Annotated in this window: 18 protein-coding genes and 1 other RNA gene; 4 read left to right on the top strand and 15 right to left on the bottom strand. The window is 72.9% G+C overall.

Annotation, left to right across the window (positions count from 1 at the left end):
• Positions 1-21: 21 nt before the first annotated feature.
• The 3 genes from ACIGJI_RS11485 to ffs all read right to left on the bottom strand — a co-directional run bounded on the left by ACIGJI_RS11485 (position 22) and on the right by ffs (position 1,470).
• A complete protein-coding gene (locus ACIGJI_RS11485) occupies positions 22-720 on the bottom strand; it encodes a hypothetical protein (protein WP_232089081.1) in 699 nt (232 codons plus the stop codon).
• Positions 717-1,325, bottom strand: a complete 609-nt coding sequence (locus tag ACIGJI_RS11480; protein WP_259951378.1) for a rhomboid family intramembrane serine protease — start codon at positions 1,323-1,325, stop codon at positions 717-719. Before ACIGJI_RS11480 ends, ACIGJI_RS11485 begins: the two co-directional genes overlap by 4 nt.
• Positions 1,326-1,373: 48 nt before the next feature.
• Positions 1,374-1,470, bottom strand: an RNA gene (ffs, locus tag ACIGJI_RS11475) — signal recognition particle sRNA small type.
• 65 nt (positions 1,471-1,535) lie between these two features.
• Between ffs and ACIGJI_RS11470 the strand changes: the two genes are divergently transcribed.
• The 4 genes from ACIGJI_RS11470 to ACIGJI_RS11455 all read left to right on the top strand — a co-directional run bounded on the left by ACIGJI_RS11470 (position 1,536) and on the right by ACIGJI_RS11455 (position 9,023).
• Positions 1,536-4,469 (top strand): DEAD/DEAH box helicase family protein, encoded by a 2,934-nt coding sequence (locus ACIGJI_RS11470; RefSeq protein ID WP_363446827.1) that lies wholly within the window; start codon positions 1,536-1,538, stop codon positions 4,467-4,469.
• A gap of 109 nt (positions 4,470-4,578) precedes the next feature.
• Complete coding sequence (locus ACIGJI_RS11465) at positions 4,579-5,568, top strand: MoxR family ATPase (protein WP_187662170.1); 990 nt, start codon at positions 4,579-4,581, stop codon at positions 5,566-5,568.
• A 10-nt stretch (positions 5,569-5,578) separates the two neighbouring features.
• Positions 5,579-6,769 carry a DUF58 domain-containing protein gene (locus tag ACIGJI_RS11460; protein WP_363446825.1) on the top strand — a complete coding sequence of 397 codons (1,191 nt, stop codon included), beginning with the start codon at positions 5,579-5,581 and terminating at the stop codon, positions 6,767-6,769.
• Positions 6,756-9,023 (top strand): DUF3488 and transglutaminase-like domain-containing protein, encoded by a 2,268-nt coding sequence (locus tag ACIGJI_RS11455; protein WP_363446823.1) that lies wholly within the window; start codon positions 6,756-6,758, stop codon positions 9,021-9,023. Before ACIGJI_RS11460 ends, ACIGJI_RS11455 begins: the two co-directional genes overlap by 14 nt.
• 18 nt (positions 9,024-9,041) lie before the next feature.
• Here ACIGJI_RS11455 and ACIGJI_RS11450 read toward each other — a convergent pair whose 3' ends face one another.
• The 12 genes from ACIGJI_RS11450 to mpaB form a co-directional block, all read right to left on the bottom strand.
• Positions 9,042-9,950 carry a rhodanese-related sulfurtransferase gene (locus tag ACIGJI_RS11450; RefSeq protein WP_363446821.1) on the bottom strand — a complete coding sequence of 303 codons (909 nt, stop codon included), beginning with the start codon at positions 9,948-9,950 and terminating at the stop codon, positions 9,042-9,044.
• A gap of 29 nt (positions 9,951-9,979) precedes the next feature.
• Positions 9,980-10,237, bottom strand: a complete 258-nt coding sequence (locus ACIGJI_RS11445) for a hypothetical protein (protein ID WP_366244046.1) — start codon at positions 10,235-10,237, stop codon at positions 9,980-9,982.
• A 469-nt stretch (positions 10,238-10,706) separates the two neighbouring features.
• Entirely contained in the window at positions 10,707-11,435 is a 729-nt protein-coding gene (locus ACIGJI_RS11440; RefSeq protein WP_363446817.1) for an ABC transporter permease, read from the bottom strand.
• Positions 11,432-12,154 (bottom strand): ATP-binding cassette domain-containing protein, encoded by a 723-nt coding sequence (locus ACIGJI_RS11435; RefSeq protein ID WP_363446815.1) that lies wholly within the window; start codon positions 12,152-12,154, stop codon positions 11,432-11,434. The genes ACIGJI_RS11440 and ACIGJI_RS11435 overlap by 4 nt, the downstream gene beginning before the upstream one ends.
• Positions 12,151-13,836, bottom strand: coding sequence for a daptide biosynthesis intramembrane metalloprotease (gene mpaP, locus ACIGJI_RS11430; protein ID WP_363446813.1), 1,686 nt, complete (start codon positions 13,834-13,836; stop codon positions 12,151-12,153). Before mpaP ends, ACIGJI_RS11435 begins: the two co-directional genes overlap by 4 nt.
• Positions 13,833-14,645 (bottom strand): daptide-type RiPP biosynthesis methyltransferase, encoded by an 813-nt coding sequence (gene mpaM / locus ACIGJI_RS11425; RefSeq protein ID WP_363446810.1) that lies wholly within the window; start codon positions 14,643-14,645, stop codon positions 13,833-13,835. Before mpaM ends, mpaP begins: the two co-directional genes overlap by 4 nt.
• Before the next feature lie 67 nt (positions 14,646-14,712).
• A complete protein-coding gene (gene mpaA3 / locus ACIGJI_RS11420; protein WP_292788270.1) occupies positions 14,713-14,832 on the bottom strand; it encodes an MpaA3 family daptide-type RiPP in 120 nt (39 codons plus the stop codon).
• A gap of 10 nt (positions 14,833-14,842) precedes the next feature.
• On the bottom strand, positions 14,843-14,968 hold the full coding sequence (gene mpaA2 / locus ACIGJI_RS11415; protein WP_257721411.1) for an MpaA2 family daptide-type RiPP: 126 nt from the start codon (positions 14,966-14,968) through the stop codon (positions 14,843-14,845).
• Between the two features lie 44 nt (positions 14,969-15,012).
• The gene (gene mpaA1 / locus ACIGJI_RS11410; protein WP_259951368.1) at positions 15,013-15,147 is read right to left on the bottom strand and encodes an MpaA1 family daptide-type RiPP; all 135 of its coding nucleotides are present in this window, start codon (positions 15,145-15,147) and stop codon (positions 15,013-15,015) included.
• Between the two features lie 5 nt (positions 15,148-15,152).
• On the bottom strand, positions 15,153-16,325 hold the full coding sequence (gene mpaC / locus ACIGJI_RS11405) for a daptide-type RiPP biosynthesis dehydogenase (protein ID WP_363446808.1): 1,173 nt from the start codon (positions 16,323-16,325) through the stop codon (positions 15,153-15,155).
• Positions 16,322-17,581: a daptide-type RiPP biosynthesis aminotransferase gene (mpaD, locus tag ACIGJI_RS11400; protein ID WP_363446806.1), complete on the bottom strand. Its 1,260-nt coding sequence runs from the start codon at positions 17,579-17,581 to the stop codon at positions 16,322-16,324. The genes mpaC and mpaD overlap by 4 nt, the downstream gene beginning before the upstream one ends.
• A complete protein-coding gene (mpaB, locus tag ACIGJI_RS11395; RefSeq protein WP_363446804.1) occupies positions 17,578-18,645 on the bottom strand; it encodes a daptide biosynthesis RiPP recognition protein in 1,068 nt (355 codons plus the stop codon). The genes mpaD and mpaB overlap by 4 nt, the downstream gene beginning before the upstream one ends.
• Positions 18,646-18,663 lie beyond the last annotated feature (18 nt).

Below are 18,663 nucleotides of genomic sequence, written 5' to 3'. Positions count from 1 at the left end.
CTGCCGTGACAATCGCGGCGGTCACTCGCACGGGCCGGAGAGCACGTCGACGACCGCCGTCGCGTCCTCCTGATACCGCGTGTAGTAGTCCCGATCGGTGTTCACCTGCACCCGGTGGATGGCATGCGAGGGCGCCATCGACGGCCAGTCGGGCACGCGTCCGAGGCGCTCGAAGAACAACCGGGCGGCGGTGGCCGGATCCATCCGCTGCTCCACGCTCCCCCACCAGTCCTGTTGCTGGAAGAGGCCGATGCTCGTCGTGCGCGATCCATCCGGATTGGTCCAGCCGCGCGTCTCCCAGTCCCCGTAGTCGATGTTGCGCAGACTGCTCTCGCCCATCGCGGTCATGACGCCGAGGATCTGGCCGTCCCGCGCGAACCCGAGCTCGTCGGCGGTGCGGATGATGGTCGCAGCGTTCTCGAGCTGTTCACCGCTCCATCCGGCCACCCCTGCCTGGGGGAAGGTCGACGGACGGTCGAGGCAGACCGGCGCCGGATCCCTCGCCAGCCCCAGCGGGATGAGCACGAGCAGCGCCGCCCCCGCGGCTATCACGGCGGCGGACACGGCGACGCGCCGCAGGATCCGCTTCCGCTGTGCGCGCCGGGCGGCTCGACGGCGGGCCTCGCGGCGTCGGCGGTTGGCGGCCTCGCGCGACGCGGCGGGCCGCCGGGTCGACGTGGTCCGCGTCCCCGTCGTCCCTCTCGTGCGCGGAGCCGTCATCGTCCGACGGCGCGGCGCTGGTCGGGACGCCGTCCGGCGAGCGCGGCCGCACCGCCCCCGATGGCACCGAACAGATGGCCCTGCCAGGACACGCCGTCCGCCACTCCGAACACCCCGGCCAGCATGGTGCCGCCGTAGAGGCCGATCACGACGACGGCGATCACCGCGTAGAGGATGCGATGCGCCACGCGGCCGGGGGCGAACACCCGCATCACCACGTAGCCGAAGTAGCCGAACACGAGTCCGGAGGCGCCGACCGTCAGCGTGCCGGGCGCGTTCACGAGCCAGGTCCCGAGCCCGCCGACGACCGCGACGATCACGGTGACCGCCCAGAATCGGCGCGTGCCCTCGACGGCCACCAGGCAGCCCAGCACGAGGAACGGGACGGAGTTCGCGATCAGATGCGCCCAGCTCGCGTGCAGCAGCGGCGCGAACACGATCCCGAGCAGCCCGGCGGGATCCCACGAGCGGATGCCGAGGCCGCTGAACGAGCCCGGCAGCACGGCGTCCGCGAACTGCACCGCCCACATCGCCGCGAGCAGCAGCACGGGCGACGCGAATCGCCGCAGCGGATGCTCGGGTCTGGCCGGCGGAGGAACGGTCACCGCTCGATTGTCGCAGGCGCACCCTGCGGCCGGCTGGACGCGGGCAAAAGAAAAGACCCTCCGCGCACCCAGCAGAGCCCGGTTACCCTTGCTGCGTTTCCGCCCTGGGGGAATTGGCCTGGATGCCGCCACGCGGAGAGCCGTCGTCCACTCTACCCGACACCGACCGGCGCGATGACACACCGCACTCTTTGAGAGACTGTGCAGGTCATGGATCCGCTCGCCCACCCGCTCTCGTCGTGGCGGTTCCGCGGACCGCTGCGCACGTACCAGGCCGAGGTGCTGGAGCGCATCGAGGTCGGCTCCGACGAGAAGATGCACGTCGTCGCACCGCCGGGTTCCGGCAAGACCCTGCTCGGACTGCTGCTCGCCGCGCGGGAGGGACACCGCACGCTCGTCCTGACTCCGACGCTCACCATCCGCCAGCAATGGCTCCGGGAGGCGCGGAAGCTCGCCCCCGAGGACGACGCCGTCTCAGACGATCCGCGGCGGCTCGGAGACCTCACCGTGCTGACCTACCAACTCCTCAGCGTCACCGGCGACGGTTCGCCGTTCGAGGAGCTGGCGCGTCATCGGTGGATCGCCGAGCTCGCCGAGACCGATCGGTCCGAGGCCGATGCGGCGACCTGGCTCGCCACACTCGAGGTCGACAACCCCGACCGCTACCGCTCAGGACTGCGGCGGCGGGTACGCCGGGTGCGCCGCTCGTTCTCGCAGCAGCGCCCGGAGGAGCTGGCCCGGGTGCTGCACCCCAACGCCGTGGCGCTCATCGACGCGATCGTCGCCGCCGGAGTGCGCACGATCATCCTCGACGAGTGCCATCATCTGCTCGACCATTGGGCGCTGGTCGTCGCCTACCTGGCGGCGCGCATCCGGGCCGCGGGATCGCCCCCGGTCCTGATCGGCCTGACGGCGACGCTCCCCTCCCCCGACGACGGTGTCGAGTACGAGAACTACACGCGCCTGCTCGGAGACGTGGACTACGAGGTGCCCGCCCCCGCGGTGGTGAAGGAGGGCCACCTCGCGCCCTATCGGGACTCGATCTGGTTCACCCAGCCGGACCCGACCGAGGCCGCCTTCATCCGCCGGCACGAAGCCCTGCTGGCGGATCTCGTCGGGCAGGTGCTGTCCTCGCCGGACGGCGTGGCGTATCTGGAGGCGACGTTGCAGCCGGAGCCGGCGGCGGGCTGCGTGCCACCGACGGGGACGGACGACCCCGACATCGCGCGGCGGGCACGGCTGGAGCACGCGCTCTCCACGGACTTCACCCTCACCCGGGCCGCCGGAGTCGTCGTCAAGACGGTGGCGCCGTGGCACCCGCTCGGCGCGCTCCTGCCGCCGGTGCTGTTCGGCCGCTGCACGACCGACGACCTCCTCACCGTCCTCACCCGTTTCGCGCAGACGCGCCTGCTCACCGACCCCACCGCCCTGCGCCAATGGGAGCACGTGCGCGGAGCTCTCGCGGATTTCGGCCTGCACCTCACCGATCGGGGGCTGCGACGCGGCCGGGACCCGGTGGAGACCACACTGACGTCTTCGGTGGCGAAGGACCGCGCGGCCGTGGACATCCTGCGCCGCGAGCTGAGCGGAGAGGCCGGCGCCCAGATGCGGGCGGTGGTCGTGACCGACTTCGTCGAGCACGGGAGCCGCCGCGGGCTCACCGGGCAGCCCGCCGGCGCACTCCGCGTCTTCGACCTCCTGGCCGCCGACGAGGTGACAGGGACGCTGCGTCCGGTGCTGCTGACCGCCCAACATCTGCGGGTGCGGGCCGTCGATGCCGCCGACCTCGCGGAGCAGCTGTCCGCGGTGCTCGGGGACGAGGTGACGGTCGTCGACGGAGCAGGAGGCGCGCGGGATCTCCGCGTCGCCGAGGCCGGACGGGGCCAGGTCGTCGCGGCCGTCTCGGAGCTGATCCGACGCGGCACCGTGCGGGTGCTCGTCGGCACCCGAGGACTCCTCGGCGAGGGGTGGGACTGCCCGTCGGTGAACACGCTGATCGATCTGACCGCGGTGGCGACGAGCACCGGCACCCAGCAGCTCCGGGGGCGCACCCTGCGTCTCGACCCCGCATGGCCGGAGAAGGTGGCGCACAACTGGTCGGTGGCGTGCGTCATCCCCGCGTCCGTCGACCTGGACAGCCCCGCCGAGACGCAGCGCCTGCGACGACGACACGGACACCTCTGGGGGCTCAGCGCCGACGACGGCACCCGGATCGTCTCGGGACTGGACCACGCGCTCCCCTCCGCCGCGATCGCCGCACTCGACGCCGTCCTCGAGAAGGTCCCCGGCGCTACGATCGAGAGGATCAACGAGGAGACGCTCTCGCGGCTCCCCACCCGCGCCCAGATCAGAGCGGACTGGCGGATCGGCGAGCCTCACGACTCCCGGGAGCGCGACGTGGTCTCCGTCCGCACGACGCCGGAGGCCCGCCTGCTGCGGACGGGACCGACCCTCGCCGCTGCCGTGCCCCTGACATTCGGATTCAGCGCGACCGGCATCGCCCTCGGAACGGCGGCGTTGGGGGCGATCGGCGCAGTCTCCCTCCCGCTGGAGGCGGGCGTCACCGTCGCGGCGCTCGGCGGCGTGCTGGCGACCGCTGTGGTGTGCGGGTCCAGCGTGCTGCGCGCGTTGCACCGCCTCCGTGACCCCGCTGCTCTGTACGGCGGCGCCGCGCTGGCCATCGCCCGGTCCCTCCACGACGCCGGACGGGCGGGGCCCTTCGATGCCTCGACCGTCCGGGTGCGCAACCGCTCCGCCGCCGACTTCTGGATCGAGATCGCCGGACCGCGGAGCGACCGCGCACTGATCGCCGACGCCCTGCAGGAGCTGTTCGCCGTGGCCGAGAGCCCGCGCTTCCTCCTGCGGGTCGACCAAGGGATCTTCGGCCGGCCCGGTCCCGTGCTCGACCGCATCCGCTCGATCGTCGACCGCGCCGTCCCCGGTCGTCGTCTGCTGCCGGTTCCCGCAGCGCTCTCGCGCCGCCGAGCTGACGCCGAGGCTTTCGCCGCGCGGTGGCGGGAGACGGTCGGGCAGTGCGAGCTCCACGAACTCCGGGGGACGACGGGTCTCGCGCTGCTCCAGGTCGCCCGCCTCACCCCTGCGCTGCTCGACCCCGCGGAGCCGCGGTACCGGATCTGGGGCTGACGGCCGACCCTGCTGTCCGCGCAGACCGGCCAGCCCGACATGGTCCCGCAGGCCGTGCGGAGCGTACGATCGATGCACGCGCATCGTTGCGCCGGACGAGAGGGAACGCATGCCAGAGAACGCCCCCCTGAGCCCGGTCGCGATCGACGCCGACGGATTCGCCGCGCAGACGGCGGCCATCCTCGGCTCGATCAGCCAGGTGATCGACGGGAAGCCCGAGGCCGTGCGCAGCGCCCTCGTCTGCCTGCTCGCCGAAGGACATCTGCTCATCGAGGACGTGCCCGGGGTCGGGAAGACCATGCTGGCGCGCGCCCTCGCCGCCACCGTCGATGCCACCGTCCGGCGCATCCAGTTCACCCCGGATCTCCTTCCCGGCGACGTGACGGGCGTGTCCGTCTACAACCCCGTCGACCGCGAGTTCGAGTTCAAACGCGGCGCCATCTTCGCGCACATCGTCATCGCCGACGAGATCAACCGCTCGTCCCCCAAGACCCAGTCGGCGCTGCTGGAGGCCATGGAGGAGGGGCAGGTCACGGTCGACGGCTCCACCCACCGGCTGCCCGATCCGTTCCTCGTGGTCGCCACGCAGAACCCGCTGGAGATGGAGGGCACGTACGCGCTCCCCGAGGCGCAACGCGACCGCTTCATGATGCGCATCTCGATGGGCTACCCCGACCCCGCGGCCGAGGCCCTCATGCTCCGGCAGCGTGACGTCGTGAATCCGCTGGCGACCGTCACCCCCGTCGCGGACGCCGCCGCGATCTCCCAGCTCATCGCGTGGGCGCGCGCCGTGCACGTGGCGCCCGCCCTCGAGGAGTACGCCGTCTCCCTCGCCCAGGCGACGCGGAACGACCCCAGCCTGCACCTCGGCGCCAGCCCGCGGGCCACGCTGCAGCTCGTCCGCGCGGCGAAGGTCTGGGCCGCGCTGGACGGCCGCGACTACGTCATCCCGGACGACATCACCGACCTGCTGATCCCCGTGTTCGCGCACCGGCTGCTCCCCGCCCGCGGGGCCCACCGTGCCGGCGCGCAGCCGGTCGAGGCCGCACTCACCCAGATCGCCGAGCGCGTCCGCGTCCCCGTCGCGACCCGCTCCTGAGGACGCGATCATGCGCCGACGTCGACTGCTCACGCCGCGCGGCACCGGTGCGCTCGTCGCCGCGCTCGGGTGCGTGATCGCGGCCAACGTCCTCGGCGCCAGGATCCTCCTGTACCTCGGGATCCTGCTGGCTGCGCTCACGCTGTTCGCCGCCCTCGCCGTGCGTCTCCCGCGACGCTCCGGAACGGTCAGCCGACAGATCTCGACCGACCTGCTCACGGTCTCGGAGACCTCGCGGGTGACGGTCCGCTTCACGCTGCGCGCCCTCCGGGTCCCGCACGGGCTCTGGCACGACGTCCTCCCCACCGCGGTCGCCGGCGACTCGGGGGGCGAGTATCCCGGGGATACACCCCAGCTGAACTACCTCATCACCGGCGTCCGCCGGGGTGTCTGGCCGCTGGGCCCCCTCCTGCTGCGCACCGTCGACCCGTTCGGTCTCGCCCAGCGCGAGCAGGCCTTCGGCGACACGCGCACCATCACGGTCGTGCCGGAGGTCTTCGCGCTCACCCCGCTCGCCGTGCGGGTCGGCGCCGCGGGCGGGACCGCGCACACCTCCTCCACCCGCCTGGGCCAGGGCAGCGACAACCTCTCCCCCCGCGGCTACGCACCGGGGGACTCGATGCGACGCATCCACTGGAGGGCGACGGCGCACCGCGGCGAACTCATGGTCCGGCAGGAGGAGGAGGAGTCGAGCCCCGACGCGGTCGTCGTGCTCGACCGCGCCGCCGGCGGCTGGACCACGGGGACCGATGCCGTCGACCCGGCGTTCGAGGCCGCGGTCTCCCTGTGCGCGTCCGCCGCCGTGCACCTCGCTGCGGAGGGGTACAGCGTCGACGTGCTGGACAGCGCCGGCACGCTCCTCGGCGTGCTCCGCGGACACGAGGACGACAGGGACGGCCTGCTGGTCTCCCTGGCGATGGTGACGCCGCGCGGCGAGAGGCGCGACCTCGCCGCGCTCCTGGGCGGGACACCGCCGGGGCCGCTCGTCTACGTGACCGGTCGGCTGGACGAGGAGGACGCCGCGCTCCTGCGTCCGGCGGGGGCCGCAGCGCCGCTGCTGTTCAGTACCGATCCGCTCCCGGGAACGGAGGACGCCGCCCGCCAGCACGGCTGGACCGTGACCCGGCTCGGCGTCGACGTCGCGGATGCCTGGGACGACGCGCTGTCGGCGCGGACGGGAACCGCCGATGTTCCGCGCTGAGCGCACGCGACCCGCCCCCGTGCCCGCCGACACCCGCGCACGCTGGCACCGTGACCGGGAGGAGCCGCCGTCCGGTGTCCTCGCTCCGGCGGCCCTCGCCGGCCTCGCGGCCCTCACGGCGCTGTGGCCGTTCACCGCCGTCATCGCTCCGGGGACCTGGTCGTTCGTCGCGACCGTCGTCATCATCGCGGTCGTGGGGGTCGGCGCGCTCGTGCGTCATCTCCTACGCGGGCGTGCGGAGGGTATCGCCGGGCTGCTCGCCCTTGTGGCGCAGGTCATCGTGGCGGTCGGCGTCCTCACGCTGCTCCTCGCCGGAGACACCGCGATCGCGGGGGTCGTGCCGACGCCCCGCACCTTCGGCCTGTTCCAGGCCCTCGCCTCCGCCGCGGCGGAGGAGATCGTCTTCGGTTCGGCCCCGCTGGAGGCCTCCCCGGGGCTTGCGGCCGCCCTCGGAGCGGGCTTCGCGGTCGTCGCGATCCTGCTCGATCTCCTGATCGCGAGTCGCTCCGCCGTGCTCACGACCGTTCTGCTGGGCGTCACCGGTGCGGTGCCCATGATCATCACCCTGGGTGCCCCGACTGTGGCCTGGTTCGCCCTCGCGGCGGTCGTGGCGCTCCTCGTGTTCCGCTTCACCGCGCGTCGGCATCCGGAGTCACCGCGCCGCGCGTCGGCCGGCGTCGCGGTCGCCGTCGGTGCCGCCGCCCTCGCCACCACCTTCGTCGTGACGCCGCTGCTCCCGGTCGGCTCGACCATCACCGGCACCGGGGTCGGCGTGACCGTCGATGCCTCGCTACGGCTCGGCGACGACCTGCGGCAGCCGAGTCCGGTCGAGGTGCTGACCGTGGCCGCGAAGACCGACACCGCCCCGTATCTCCGCCTCACGACGCTCTCCCGGTTCGACGGCCGCGTCTGGCAGCCGGACCGCGGGGACCTGCAGTCTCAGGTCGACGGCTTCGGGGATCCGGAGTGGGGGGACGACATCACCACCGCGGAGCAGACGACCTCGATCCGGGTGCTGCGCATGTCGAGCTCCTGGCTCCCGCTGCCGTATCCGGCCACGGAAGTGCAGGGTCTGAGCGCCGCGTGGCGCGTGTCGCCCGAGAACCGCACCCTCTTCTCCCGCCGCGCCGATGCGGTCGGCAACGACTACACGGTCACCTCGCTCCGCGTGACGCCGACCCTGGAGCAGATCCGCGCCGCGGAGGCCGCCCCGCCCCTCGCGGACGCGGAGGACGAGGACGTCGAGCTTCCGGGGATCATCTCCCGGCTGGCGACGGAGGTCACCGCGGACGAGGAGACCGACTACGACCGCCTCGTCGCCCTGCAGAACTGGTTCCGGTCGCAGTTCGAGTACTCGCTGGAGACGCCGGTCGACGAGGGGTTCGACGGGACCGGCGCGGACGCGGTGGCACGATTCCTCGAAGAGCGGTCCGGATACTGCGTGCACTTCGCCGGCTCCTTCGCCCTCATGGCCGAGAGCCTGGGCATGCAGGTGCGCATCGTGGTGGGCTACCTCCCCGGGTCCCTCACGGACGAGAAGCGCGGAGACGAGTCGATCTTCTCGGTGTCGAGCGATCAGCTGCATTCCTGGCCCGAGGTGCTGTTCCCCGGGATCGGCTGGGTGCCGTTCGAGCCGACCGCCTCGCTCGGCGTCCCCACGGCCTTCCGGGCGGGCACGACCGCAGGCGGGACCGGCGGAGGCCCCGCCACTCCTGCGCCGACGACCGCACCGCAGACGGAGGAGACCTCCGGCCCCGAGGTCGATCGGCGGGATGCCGATGCCGGCTCGACGGACTCCGGAGAGCTGCGCCGGCTGGACCCGACGCCGGTGGTCCTCACCGTTCTCGGCGTCGTGGCGCTCCTCCTCCTTCCCGCGCTCGTCCGGCTCGTCGAGCGGCGCCTCCGGATGCGCCGTGCCGCTCGCGGAGACGCCGCCGCGGCCTGGGCGGAACTGCGCGACACCCTGATCGATCTCCGGATCGCGGTCTCGGATGCGGACAGTCCGCGGATGCGGGCCGCAGGTCTCGTCAGGGATGCGGGAGCCGACGAGGGTGCGCTGGGGCGGCTCATCGCGGCAGTGGAGCGCGCCAACTACGCCCGCGCGTCCGCGGCGGAGGACGACCTCGGCGCGCCGTTGCAGTCCGTGCTCGTCAGTCTCCGCGCGCATGTCGACGGGTCGACGCGGGCACGCGCACTGCTGCTGCCGCGGTCGCTCTACGCCCCGCGCGGATCAGACGCCCGGCTCCTGGTGTGACCGTCGTCGTCGCGCCGCTCAGGCCCGCGTCGGCACGGTGGCCGCATGCGCCGGGCACGCGACGGCCTCGCAGTCCGCGCAGACGACGGACTGCACGCGGCACGACGGGTCAGGGCAGTTGGCGGTGCGCTTGGTCGCCGCGCCGCATCCCACGCACACACCGATGACCCGCGCGTGGTCCGAGAAGTCGACGGATCCACGCCCGTCGAAGACGTAGAGCGATCCGTCCCAGAGGCCGTCGTCGCCGAAGGTCTCCCCGTAGCGGACGATGCCGCCCTCCAGCTGATACACCTCGCCGAAGCCGCGGGCGACCATGAGACTCGACAGCACCTCGCAGCGGATGCCGCCGGTGCAGTACGTGACGACGGGCTTGCCCTTCAGGTCGTCGTAGGTGCCGGAGTCGAGCAGGCGCACGAAGTCCCTGGTGGTCTCCGTATCCGGCACGACGGCGCCACGGAAGCGTCCGATCTCGGCCTCCAGCGCGTTCCGTCCGTCGAAGAACACGACCTCGTCCCCGCGCTCGGCGACCAGGGCGTGCAGCTGTTCGGGGGTGAGCCGCGCGCCCCCGCCGACGACGCCGTCCGCGTCGACCCGCAGCTCGTCCGGGGCCCCGAACGACACGATCTCGTCGCGCACCTTCACACTCAACTTCGGGAAGTCGAGGCTGCGGCCCGACGCGTCGAGCCCGGGGCCCTCGCTCCACTTGATGTCGGCGTCGCGGAAGGGCGCATAGGAGCGGAATGACCGCACCCATTTCTTCAGCACCGGGAGGTCGCCGCCGAGAGTGCCGTTGATGCCCTGCGACGAGATCAGCAGCCGACCGCGCAGCCCCAGCGCCTCGCCGAGATCGCGCTGCCAGACGCGGATGGCCTCCGGGTCGGCGAGCGGGGTGAACGCGTAGAAGAGGAGGATCTTGGGGGTGGCCACCCAGGAATCCTACGTCGCCTCCCGCGGGCCTAGGTCACGTCCCGCCGCAGGAACACGGCCGATCCCGCCCCCACCGCGAGGAGGATCCAGCCCGCCGCGATCGGCGCCGCCAGCAGCCCGAGTCCTCCGCCCGCCGGGATCCCGATGGCGGACCCGTCGAACCGGAAGGCGTCGAGCAGAGCAGGAAGAGGCAGGTAGACGGCGCTGGCGCTCCAGAACATCGCCACGAGCAGCCCGACCCCCATCGAGAACGCGGTGACGAACAGCGCCGCGAGATGCGCCTGCACGACGATGCCGACCCCAGGCCCCAGAGGGCGGCGGCCGCGCCGAGGGCGAGGGCGGCCATGACGGCGGACGGATGCACGGGGATCCCGCCCATCGTGACGAACAGCGCCGCGCGGCCGCCGAGGACGGCCGCGACCGCGACGACCGCGCCGCCCAGCGCCGAGGCAGGCATACGGACGACGAGCATCGCCCACCGGGACTCCAGCATCAGTCGCTGCGCGACGACACCGTCCCGCCGGTCGATCGTGTAGCGGAAGGAACCGTAGACGGCGGCGAGGATGCCGGCGTAGGTCGCGAGCACGGCGTCGAAGGGTGCCACCAGTCCTTCCCGCGCCTCCCGTGGCGCATCGCCGAGCTCCGCCGGGACGCTGGTCGCCAGGGATAGGGACAGCACGAAGGCCGCCAGCGCCATCCCGAGGAGGACGACATCCCCGACCGCGCCGCGCGCCTGCGCCCGTAGCGCCCGACCGATCACGCGACGCTCCGGCGTCCCCGGACGGCGGCGAGCGCGACGAGGCCGATCGCCCATGCCACCCCGATGCCGAGGGCAGGCACGAAGGCGAGCAGTCGTCCCTGGTACTCCGGCACGCTCAGCGCGGCGATGGCCATCCCGGGTGAGAACCGCGCGATCTCCGGTGCCGTCCGCAGCAGCGCGAACTCCAGCGCCATCGGGAAGACGAGGACGATGATCGCCGTCGCGTAGTAGTTCCGGGTGATCCAGCCGATCGCCCCGCCGATGAGAGCACCGAGGACGACCCCGGCCACGGCCCCGGCGATGATCCGCCATGCCTCGGCAGTGAAGACGAGCGCGAGCCCGTGGCGAGCGAGCAGGAGGGAGATCGCGAGCGTCCACAGCAGGAAGACGACGCCGGCCAGCGCCAGGGCGATGAGGACGCCGGCGACCAGTTTCCCGCGGAAGGCGCGACGGAAGCCGACCGCCGTGAGCGTGCGGTCCATGGAGCCGTAGTAGTACTCCCGCGTCACGGGGTAGGCACCGACGAACGCCGCCGAGACGACCGACCACGCGAGCGGCTCCAGCAGTCGCGCCGTCGCCGCGTCGGCGTCGAGGCCGTCCAGAGCGAAACGCGAGCCGTCGGAGAAGAGCACGAACGTCGGCATGAGGACGGCGACGAGGTACACGGCGAGGATCGACAGCCCGCTCACCGCGCGCAGCATCTCGCTGCGGATCACGCCGCTCATGCCGGGGCTCCCTCGACGAGGTCGAAGTACCGGCTCTCGAGCGAGTCGGCCCCGCCTGTGACCAGATCGTCCAGCCGTCCGGCGAAGAGCGCCCGACGCTTGATCACGACGACCTCGTCCACGACCTGCTCGAGTTCGGGGAGCTGATGACTGGAGACGAGGACCGTGCCGCCGCGTTCGGCGAAACCGCGGAGGAACCGGCGCAGCCAGCGGATGCCGTCGGGATCCAGCCCGTTGGCCGGTTCGTCGAGGATGAGCGTCCGCGGCGCGCCGATCAATGCGGCGGCCAGCCCGAGCCGCTGGGCCATGCCCGTCGAGTACGTCTTCACGCGCCGACGCGCATCGGCGGCCAGGCCGACCTCGGCGAGGACCTCGTCGACGCGGTCGCGGGGCGCCCCGGCGGCGAGGCGGCAGATCTCCAGATGCCGTCGCCCCGAGATGCCCGGCTCGAAGCCGAACCCGTCCATGTGGACGCCGACGTGCACGGCGGGGTTGTCGAGCGCACCGAACGGCGCCCCGTCGATGAGGGTCTCTCCGCCGGTCGGGCGCACGAGGCCGACGATCGCGCGCAGCGTCGTCGACTTCCCTGCGCCGTTCGGTCCGAGGAGCCCGACGATCGCTCCGCGGGGCACGGCGAACGACAGGTCCTCGACGGCGGTGCGGTGTCCGAACCTCTTGGTCAAGCCGCGCACCTCGATGGCGTGCTGATTCATGGTCATCCTCTCTCCTCCTCGCTCGTGGGGGTCGCCAGCGGCGACACGGCCGCCGCCCAGAGCGCATGCCACAGCGGGGTCGTGCCCAGCTCGACCCGCGCCTGTCCGGCTGCCGGCAGGGCGCTCCTCTCCCCGGTCACCTCGACCTCCGCAACGGCCGTCGCCGCGACAGTCACCCCGGGCACCCTGACCGGGTACAGCGCCTCGATCGGAACCTCGGCCTCCGCCGCAGGGCGGACCGCGGTCCTCCCCTCGCCCCGGTACTCGTTCGCGAGGATCCCCCGCGTCGACAGGATGACGCGCGCACCGTCCGGGATGTCTGCACCGGCGTCCGATCCTCCGCGGACCAGGACCACGCGGTCGTCGTCCACCCAGTACCCGAGTGTCGCGGCCGTCGGGACCGGGATGAGGATGCCGGCGGCCACCGTGCCGACGGCGAGCGCGGCGGTCACCGCGACGAGACGAGTCCGGGAGACACCGGATCGCCGCACACGGATCAGTGCGCGCACCAGGAGGGCGACGCCCACCACGACCACGACGCTCTCCAGGGCGAGCACGACGAGGCTCGCCCCCGGCCCGCCCCCGGCGAGCAGCTGTGCGGTCCGCACGACCGCGAACAGCACCATCACGACCGGCGCCGCCAGGCAGCAGAGGCCGAACGGCACGCTCCACCACCGCTCCAGCGCCCGAGGCTGCCGCGGGCCGCCGAACAGGACACGGGCGAGGAAGCCCCCGCCGTCGCGAACCGTCCTCCCCCGAAGGTTCGGTTCGTCCAGCGCGCTCATCAACGCGATGTACCCGTCGAACCGCACGAACGGGATCAGGTTCACGAGGACGACGACAGTGCAGGAGATCGCGAGGAGCAGCAGCGTCTCGCGGGCCGTCGACGCCGGCAGGCCGAGAGCGGCGAGCATCGCCACCGCCGCCGCCGTGGCGTGGACGGCCGGACCGGCGAGCGCGATCGCCACACGATGCCGACGGTCGGCGAGCCGCCATCCGTCCGTCACATCGACGAAGAACGCGGGCGTGAGGTAGAAGAGCATGAACCCGGCGCGTCGGGGCCGACCGCCCAGCCGGGTGAGGGTGAGCCCGTGCGCGGCCTCGTGGAACAGCGTCGCGAGTCCCAGCGCCACGACGACGACGACGAAGCCGGTGAGCGGTAGGGGGCGCGTGAGCACGTTCCTGAGATCGCCGGCCTGCAGGATCGCGGCGACGGCCCCGGCGACGAGCACCGCGGCGACGGCCGCGAGGGCTGCTCGGCGCGGGACGGGGACGACCAGCCGGTCCAGGCGCGCGAAGAGGGCGGGCGCACGGAGCGTCGCGAACTGCAGGGTGAACGGCGGTCGGTAGGCGACGCGGCCGGGTGGTCGGGACGCGCCCCCGGCCAGGAGACCGTTGTCGCGGAAGCGCTCCACCAGTCGCAGCACGCTCTCGTCGGTCGCCTCCGGCGCGAAGCGTACCCGCAGCGCGGAGACCGGGGTCCGGCCGTCCATCGCCGTCAGCAGGTCGACCACCGCCCGGGACAGCCGCGCGGACGGGACACCCTGCACCGTGGCGAGCCACACGGAGCCCTCGCCGGTGGGCTCGAAATCCACGCCGGTCGCCAGAGCGGGACACGTCTCCGCGGTGAGGGGGTCCCGCCCTCGTCCGCGCTGTCGCCACAGGGACCGGGAATCCGCGGCGGTCATCGCGCACCCCCTCGATCCCCGGAGGGAGACGTCGTGAGCAGCAGGATCTCCCCGGGGACCGGCGTCCGCACCGGAGAGATCCGGGGGGCCGTGAAGCCGGCCGCGACGAGTTCGTCGGCCAGGATCTCGGGGCTCAGCACATGCAGCCGACTCGTGAGCACCGGCACCTCCGCGCCCGGGGCGATGTCGGCGAGACGGACCCAGTTGACCACCCGTACGGCGCCGTCGTCCTCGATCTGCTGCGCGAAGAGGTAGGGCTCGTCTCCGGCGCTTCCGGGGACCACGATCTCGCGGTCGGCCGTCACCGCGAGGCGGTCCGCCGACGCTCTGCCCGCGACGGTGAGGGCGAAGACACCGGTGGAGTCGAGATGACGTCGGACACCCGCGTAGAGACGCGCCCGGCCCTCCCGGTCGAGCACCGTGATGGAGGTCGCCCCGAGGATGACCAGACCGTACCGCCCGTCGAGCGCGAGGTCGCGCATGTCCGCGACGACGCACTCGACCGTCGCGCCGCGCGGAACGGCTCCGCGGAGGCGCGCGAGCATGTCCGCCGAGAGATCGACCGCCGTGACGTGGTGCCCGGAGCGCACGAGCGGCACCGTCAGCCGTCCGCTCCCGGCCGCGAGGTCGAGGACGGGACCGGGGACCGCGCGCGCGAGCGCCAGGACCTCCCGGACCTCCGCCCGGTCCGGGCCGACGAGCCGGTCGTAGAAGTCTGTGCCGGCCCCGGCGTACAGATCCTGCCCGCGGGCGGTCGCGCCGACCAGGTCGAGCCGTGCCGCCACGGTCTCGGTGATCAGGGATGTCATCCGTGCATCGCCTCTCCTCGCAGGGATGGTCGGGGGTGCGGGCGGACGATCCCGCCCGCACCCTCTGTCAGGTCGCGATGGCGGCGGCTCCGCCGATGATCGCGATGATGTAGCTCGCGTGCTCCCACCACTCGAGCGGGGTGTCGATCTGTTCGAGTTCCAGGAACTCCAGCGACGTGGTCTGCAACGTGCACCTCCTAGGTCAGAGCGAGAATTCCGATGATCACGCCCACGGCGAAGCCGCGGATGTAGTCGTCGGCATCGCCCGGCGCATCCATGGCCTCGAGTTCGGTGAACTCGAGCGCCGGCAGTGCTGCGGTCATGCGTCCCTCCTTCCTCTGTCTGATCCAGATGCGGCCAGGCGGCATCAGGTGGCGGCTGCCGCGCCGATCCCGATGAGGACCAGCGCGCCGATCACGCCCTGGTAGAAGCTGTCCCAGCTGGGCGCCTCCATCGGGTCGAGCTCCTGGAACCGGATGCTCATCTCCGTGCTGTCGTTCATTCACATCACCTCCTCTCGGCCGTTCGGGGCCGGCGATCGCCGACCGGGGGCGTGCTCCACCGGGAGTCGTGGAGCACGGCGCGGATGTCCGTGGCACGGATTCCGCGCAGCATGGGTCGGTGGTCTCCCCATGCGGTCTCGACCGCAGCGGCGACCCGATCGATCTCCCGTGCGCTCGGGCGCGGCGGTGACGGGAGGTCTGCCTGATCGACGAGCGCGGCGATGCCGGCGGCCGGCTCGCGGGGTAGCCCGGTCGCGCCCACGACGCCCGTCCAGAACGCGTCGAGGCTGACGCGATCACCCCAGCGGAGATCGCCCGCGCCGATCCGACGCCAGACCGCGGCGATGACCGCCACGGTGGCCGTCATCTTGCGGACGCCGAGATGGAAGGCGACCTCGTTCGCGAGGTACCAGTGTCGGGCGCTGTACGGATCGGGTCCGCGGAGCGCTGCCGTGCGCTGGGTGGCGGCGCTCAGGCGCGCGAGACGCAGGCGCCCCGCCGCCGATATCACTTCGCCGGCTGCGACCTCGAGGAGAGCGCGGCCGAGCAGCCTCGCGTCGCGCTCCGCTCGCTCCGTCCGCGGGCTCGTCGACGCTCCGGCCACCCGGAGGAAGGCCTCCAGCGCCCCTTCCCGCACGGCAGCGGGGCTGAGCGTGGCGAGCCGTTCGGGATCGAGGACGGCGTGACGCGGGCGCAGCGGTCGACCGATGAGGAGCCGAGACCCGTACCTGTTCCGGAGGATGGCGACGCTGTTCGTCTCCGAGGACGTGCCGAGTGTCGACGGCATCGCGATGATGTCGACGGGCGGAAGCGCGTCGGGCAGGACCGTGAGCGCTGCCGTCGCCGCGTGCCGGAGGGCGAAGTCGAAGAGGCGTCCGGGGCTGAGCGCCAGGGCCGCGATCTTGCTCGCATCGAGGACGCTTCCGCCTCCGACGGCCACGATGACCTCGGGCGGGCGCCGGATGATCTCGTCGGCGATCAGGAGGACCCCGACCTCGTCCACCGCGGAGGCGTCCACCGTCATCCTCCGCACCTGCTGTGCGGTCGGAAAGGTGTGCGCGACGGCCGCGTCGGCGATCACGAGCGTGTCCCGCCCCGCCGTCAGACGCCCCGTCGTCTCTCGGGCGCGGGGCCCGTGCCACAGTGTGGGGACGCGGCCGGCGAAGGGCGCGCTCATGCCGCCGCCTCCCGCACGCGCGCCAGACCGGCCCGCACGGCACGATCGGTCTCGGCCAGTTCCGCCGGCGAGAAGCCGTAGGCGGGGATGAGCTGGAAGGAGCTCGGACCGGGGTGGACCACGACGCCGCTGTCGGAGATGGCGGACACCACCTCCAGGACCTCGGTGCCGGAGAGCAGGGAGTCGTCGGGCCGACGGAGCCCCAGGCCGACGAAGCAGCCGGAGCCGGTGACATCGGTGACGATCCCCTCGTCCTGCCAGCTCCGGGCGAGGCGGTGCAGCGCGGTCGCCAGTGCCTGGGCGGTCGCCTCGACGTCGATACGGCGGAGCTCGTCGATCACGGCGAGGACCGCCGCGGCGCAGGCCGGCGTGCCCGCCTGCGTCTCCCCGTGGACGAAGGTCCACCCGCCGCGCGCGTAGGCCATCGCGATGCGGTGTCCGACGAGGAGCACGGCGGCCCCCATCGCGCCGTTCGTCAGCGCCTTCGACAGGATGAGGACGTCCGGAGCGGACGCCCAGCGGTCGGTGGCGAACAGCGAGCCGGTGCGGCCGAAGCCGGTCGCGACCTCGTCCGCGACCAGCAGGAACCCGTGCCGCTCCCGCAGCTCCAGGAGACGGTGGACGAAGGCGTCGAACAGGGCGTGGGCGCCGCTGCCCAGGACCGGCTCCACCACGACCGAGGCGACGCGGGACCCCTCGCGCTCCAGCAGCGCCGCGAGTTCCTCCCCGTCGTCGGAGTGCGACACGTGCCGCACCGTCCGCCGGTCGACGCCGTAGACGGACTGCAGCAGGTCGTCGCCGCTCAGCACGTGACTGCCGTACATCGTGCCGTGATAGCTGCCGCGGAGACCGACGACGAGGGATCGAGAGCCCGCGCCCTGCTGCGCCCAGTACTGCCGCGCGAGCTTCATCGCGGCATCGTTGGCCGCCCCGCCCGACGTGGAGAAGATCACGCGGCGGTAGCGCTCGGAACCCGCGAGGGCGATGAGGGCGTCGGCGGCATCCTCGGCGTACCGGTGCGGTGCGCGGAACAGCGACAGATACGAGGCGTCGTGCGCGGCCCTGTTCACCGCTTCGGCGACCCGGGGGTTGCCGAAGCCGAGGGGGACGTTCCACAGCCCGCTCGTCGCGCACAGGCGGTGGGAGCCGTCGGCGTAGGAGATCCGATGCCCGGAGGCGCCCACCGCCACGCGATCCGGAGGGAAGGCGGTGTCGGCGGGGAGCATGGATGTCCACAGCGCGTGCGGCACGCTCATCGGGTGCCGCCGCTCTGGCCGCTCTCGACCGGACGGCCGAGATGGAGGCCGAGCGCCTCCAGCGCCTCGAGGCAGAGTCGCCGCGCATGCGCGTCGGGCACTCCGCACGCCCGTGCCACGCGAGCCGCCGCCAGCCCGCGCGTCCGCGAGGTCTGGATCGCGTCGACCACGGTGGCGGTCAGCGGGGACAGCAGGTGCCGGCGCCGCGTCCCGACATCGGCGAGCAGGAACCCCTCGGCGGTGTCGAGCAGGAACGGATCGGTGGCCTCGGGCTCCGCATCCGCCAGACCGTCGTCGAGGAGCGTCCACCCGAAGCCCGCGATCCGGCCGGTGCCGTTCGGCAGGCGGAGCATCTTCCGGAGATCGGCCGCATCGAGGTACCGGCCGATCCACAGCCGGGCGTCGAGTTCGGTGATGAGGTCGGCCGAGCCGGGCACGCCGCCCAGCGCCGATGCCTCGGGCAGGGCCTGCCCGAGGACGGCGGGGAGGTCGCGCACGTGACCGATCTCCTGCCCCTGCAGCCCGAGGTGCACGCCACCGTCCGCGTCGATGCGCAGGGCGCTCGGAGTCTCCACCTCGTGTGGCCGCGCGAGAACGTGGCGACCCGCGAGCAGCACCCGGGGGTCGAGCATCGCGGCGGCGAAGACCCCGGTGCTGCGGGCGAGATCGGCGTCGTCGAGGAAGGCGCGCCAGCTCGCCTCGTCGAAGAAGCGCACGGCCGTCGGTCCGATGATCTGGACGAACGAGGCCGCGATGTAGTCCTGGAGCTCGACGCCGCGCTCCCCCAGGAAGAACTCGTCGCCGAGGTCGGCGAGCGTTCCGCTGTAACCGACGATCCTCGCCGTCCCCGGCCGCGACGTCGATTCGAGGGGCTGGAAGATCACATCCTCGGGCCCTGCCGCCGCAGCGACAGCCTCCGCCCCCGCCTCGGTCTCCCGCAGGAACACGCGGGTGCGGGCCTCCCGCGCTCCCGTGACCCACGCCCGCAGGGCGTGCGGGCCGAGGAGCGGGTCTTCGCCCGTCGGTCCCTCGTCACGTCGTGCCGTCGTCGCACTCGTCCCCATGATCCCCCCCAGAGAACC

It is taken from the genome of Microbacterium sp. NPDC064978 (assembly GCF_044543605.1).
Taxonomy (GTDB): domain Bacteria; phylum Actinomycetota; class Actinomycetes; order Actinomycetales; family Microbacteriaceae; genus Microbacterium; species Microbacterium meiriae.
The sequence above is the reverse complement of the archived record's forward strand: the minus strand, read 5'-3'. Positions and strand labels throughout refer to the sequence as shown.

Coding starts and splice junctions, on each gene's coding strand:
- mpaA1 (WP_259951368.1), bottom strand. CDS start 15,147: ATGAACGACAGCACGGAGATGAGCATCCGGTTCCAGGAGCTCGACCCG.
- mpaD (WP_363446806.1), bottom strand. CDS start 17,581: ATGAGCGTGCCGCACGCGCTGTGGACATCCATGCTCCCCGCCGACACC.
- ACIGJI_RS11455 (WP_363446823.1), top strand. CDS start 6,756: ATGTTCCGCGCTGAGCGCACGCGACCCGCCCCCGTGCCCGCCGACACC.
- mpaC (WP_363446808.1), bottom strand. CDS start 16,325: ATGAGCGCGCCCTTCGCCGGCCGCGTCCCCACACTGTGGCACGGGCCC.
- mpaM (WP_363446810.1), bottom strand. CDS start 14,645: ATGACATCCCTGATCACCGAGACCGTGGCGGCACGGCTCGACCTGGTC.
- ACIGJI_RS11435 (WP_363446815.1), bottom strand. CDS start 12,154: ATGACCATGAATCAGCACGCCATCGAGGTGCGCGGCTTGACCAAGAGG.
- ACIGJI_RS11460 (WP_363446825.1), top strand. CDS start 5,579: ATGCGCCGACGTCGACTGCTCACGCCGCGCGGCACCGGTGCGCTCGTC.
- ACIGJI_RS11485 (WP_232089081.1), bottom strand. CDS start 720: ATGACGGCTCCGCGCACGAGAGGGACGACGGGGACGCGGACCACGTCG.
- ACIGJI_RS11465 (WP_187662170.1), top strand. CDS start 4,579: ATGCCAGAGAACGCCCCCCTGAGCCCGGTCGCGATCGACGCCGACGGA.
- mpaA2 (WP_257721411.1), bottom strand. CDS start 14,968: ATGACCGCAGCACTGCCGGCGCTCGAGTTCACCGAACTCGAGGCCATG.
- mpaP (WP_363446813.1), bottom strand. CDS start 13,836: ATGACCGCCGCGGATTCCCGGTCCCTGTGGCGACAGCGCGGACGAGGG.
- ACIGJI_RS11440 (WP_363446817.1), bottom strand. CDS start 11,435: ATGAGCGGCGTGATCCGCAGCGAGATGCTGCGCGCGGTGAGCGGGCTG.
- ACIGJI_RS11470 (WP_363446827.1), top strand. CDS start 1,536: ATGGATCCGCTCGCCCACCCGCTCTCGTCGTGGCGGTTCCGCGGACCG.
- mpaB (WP_363446804.1), bottom strand. CDS start 18,645: ATGGGGACGAGTGCGACGACGGCACGACGTGACGAGGGACCGACGGGC.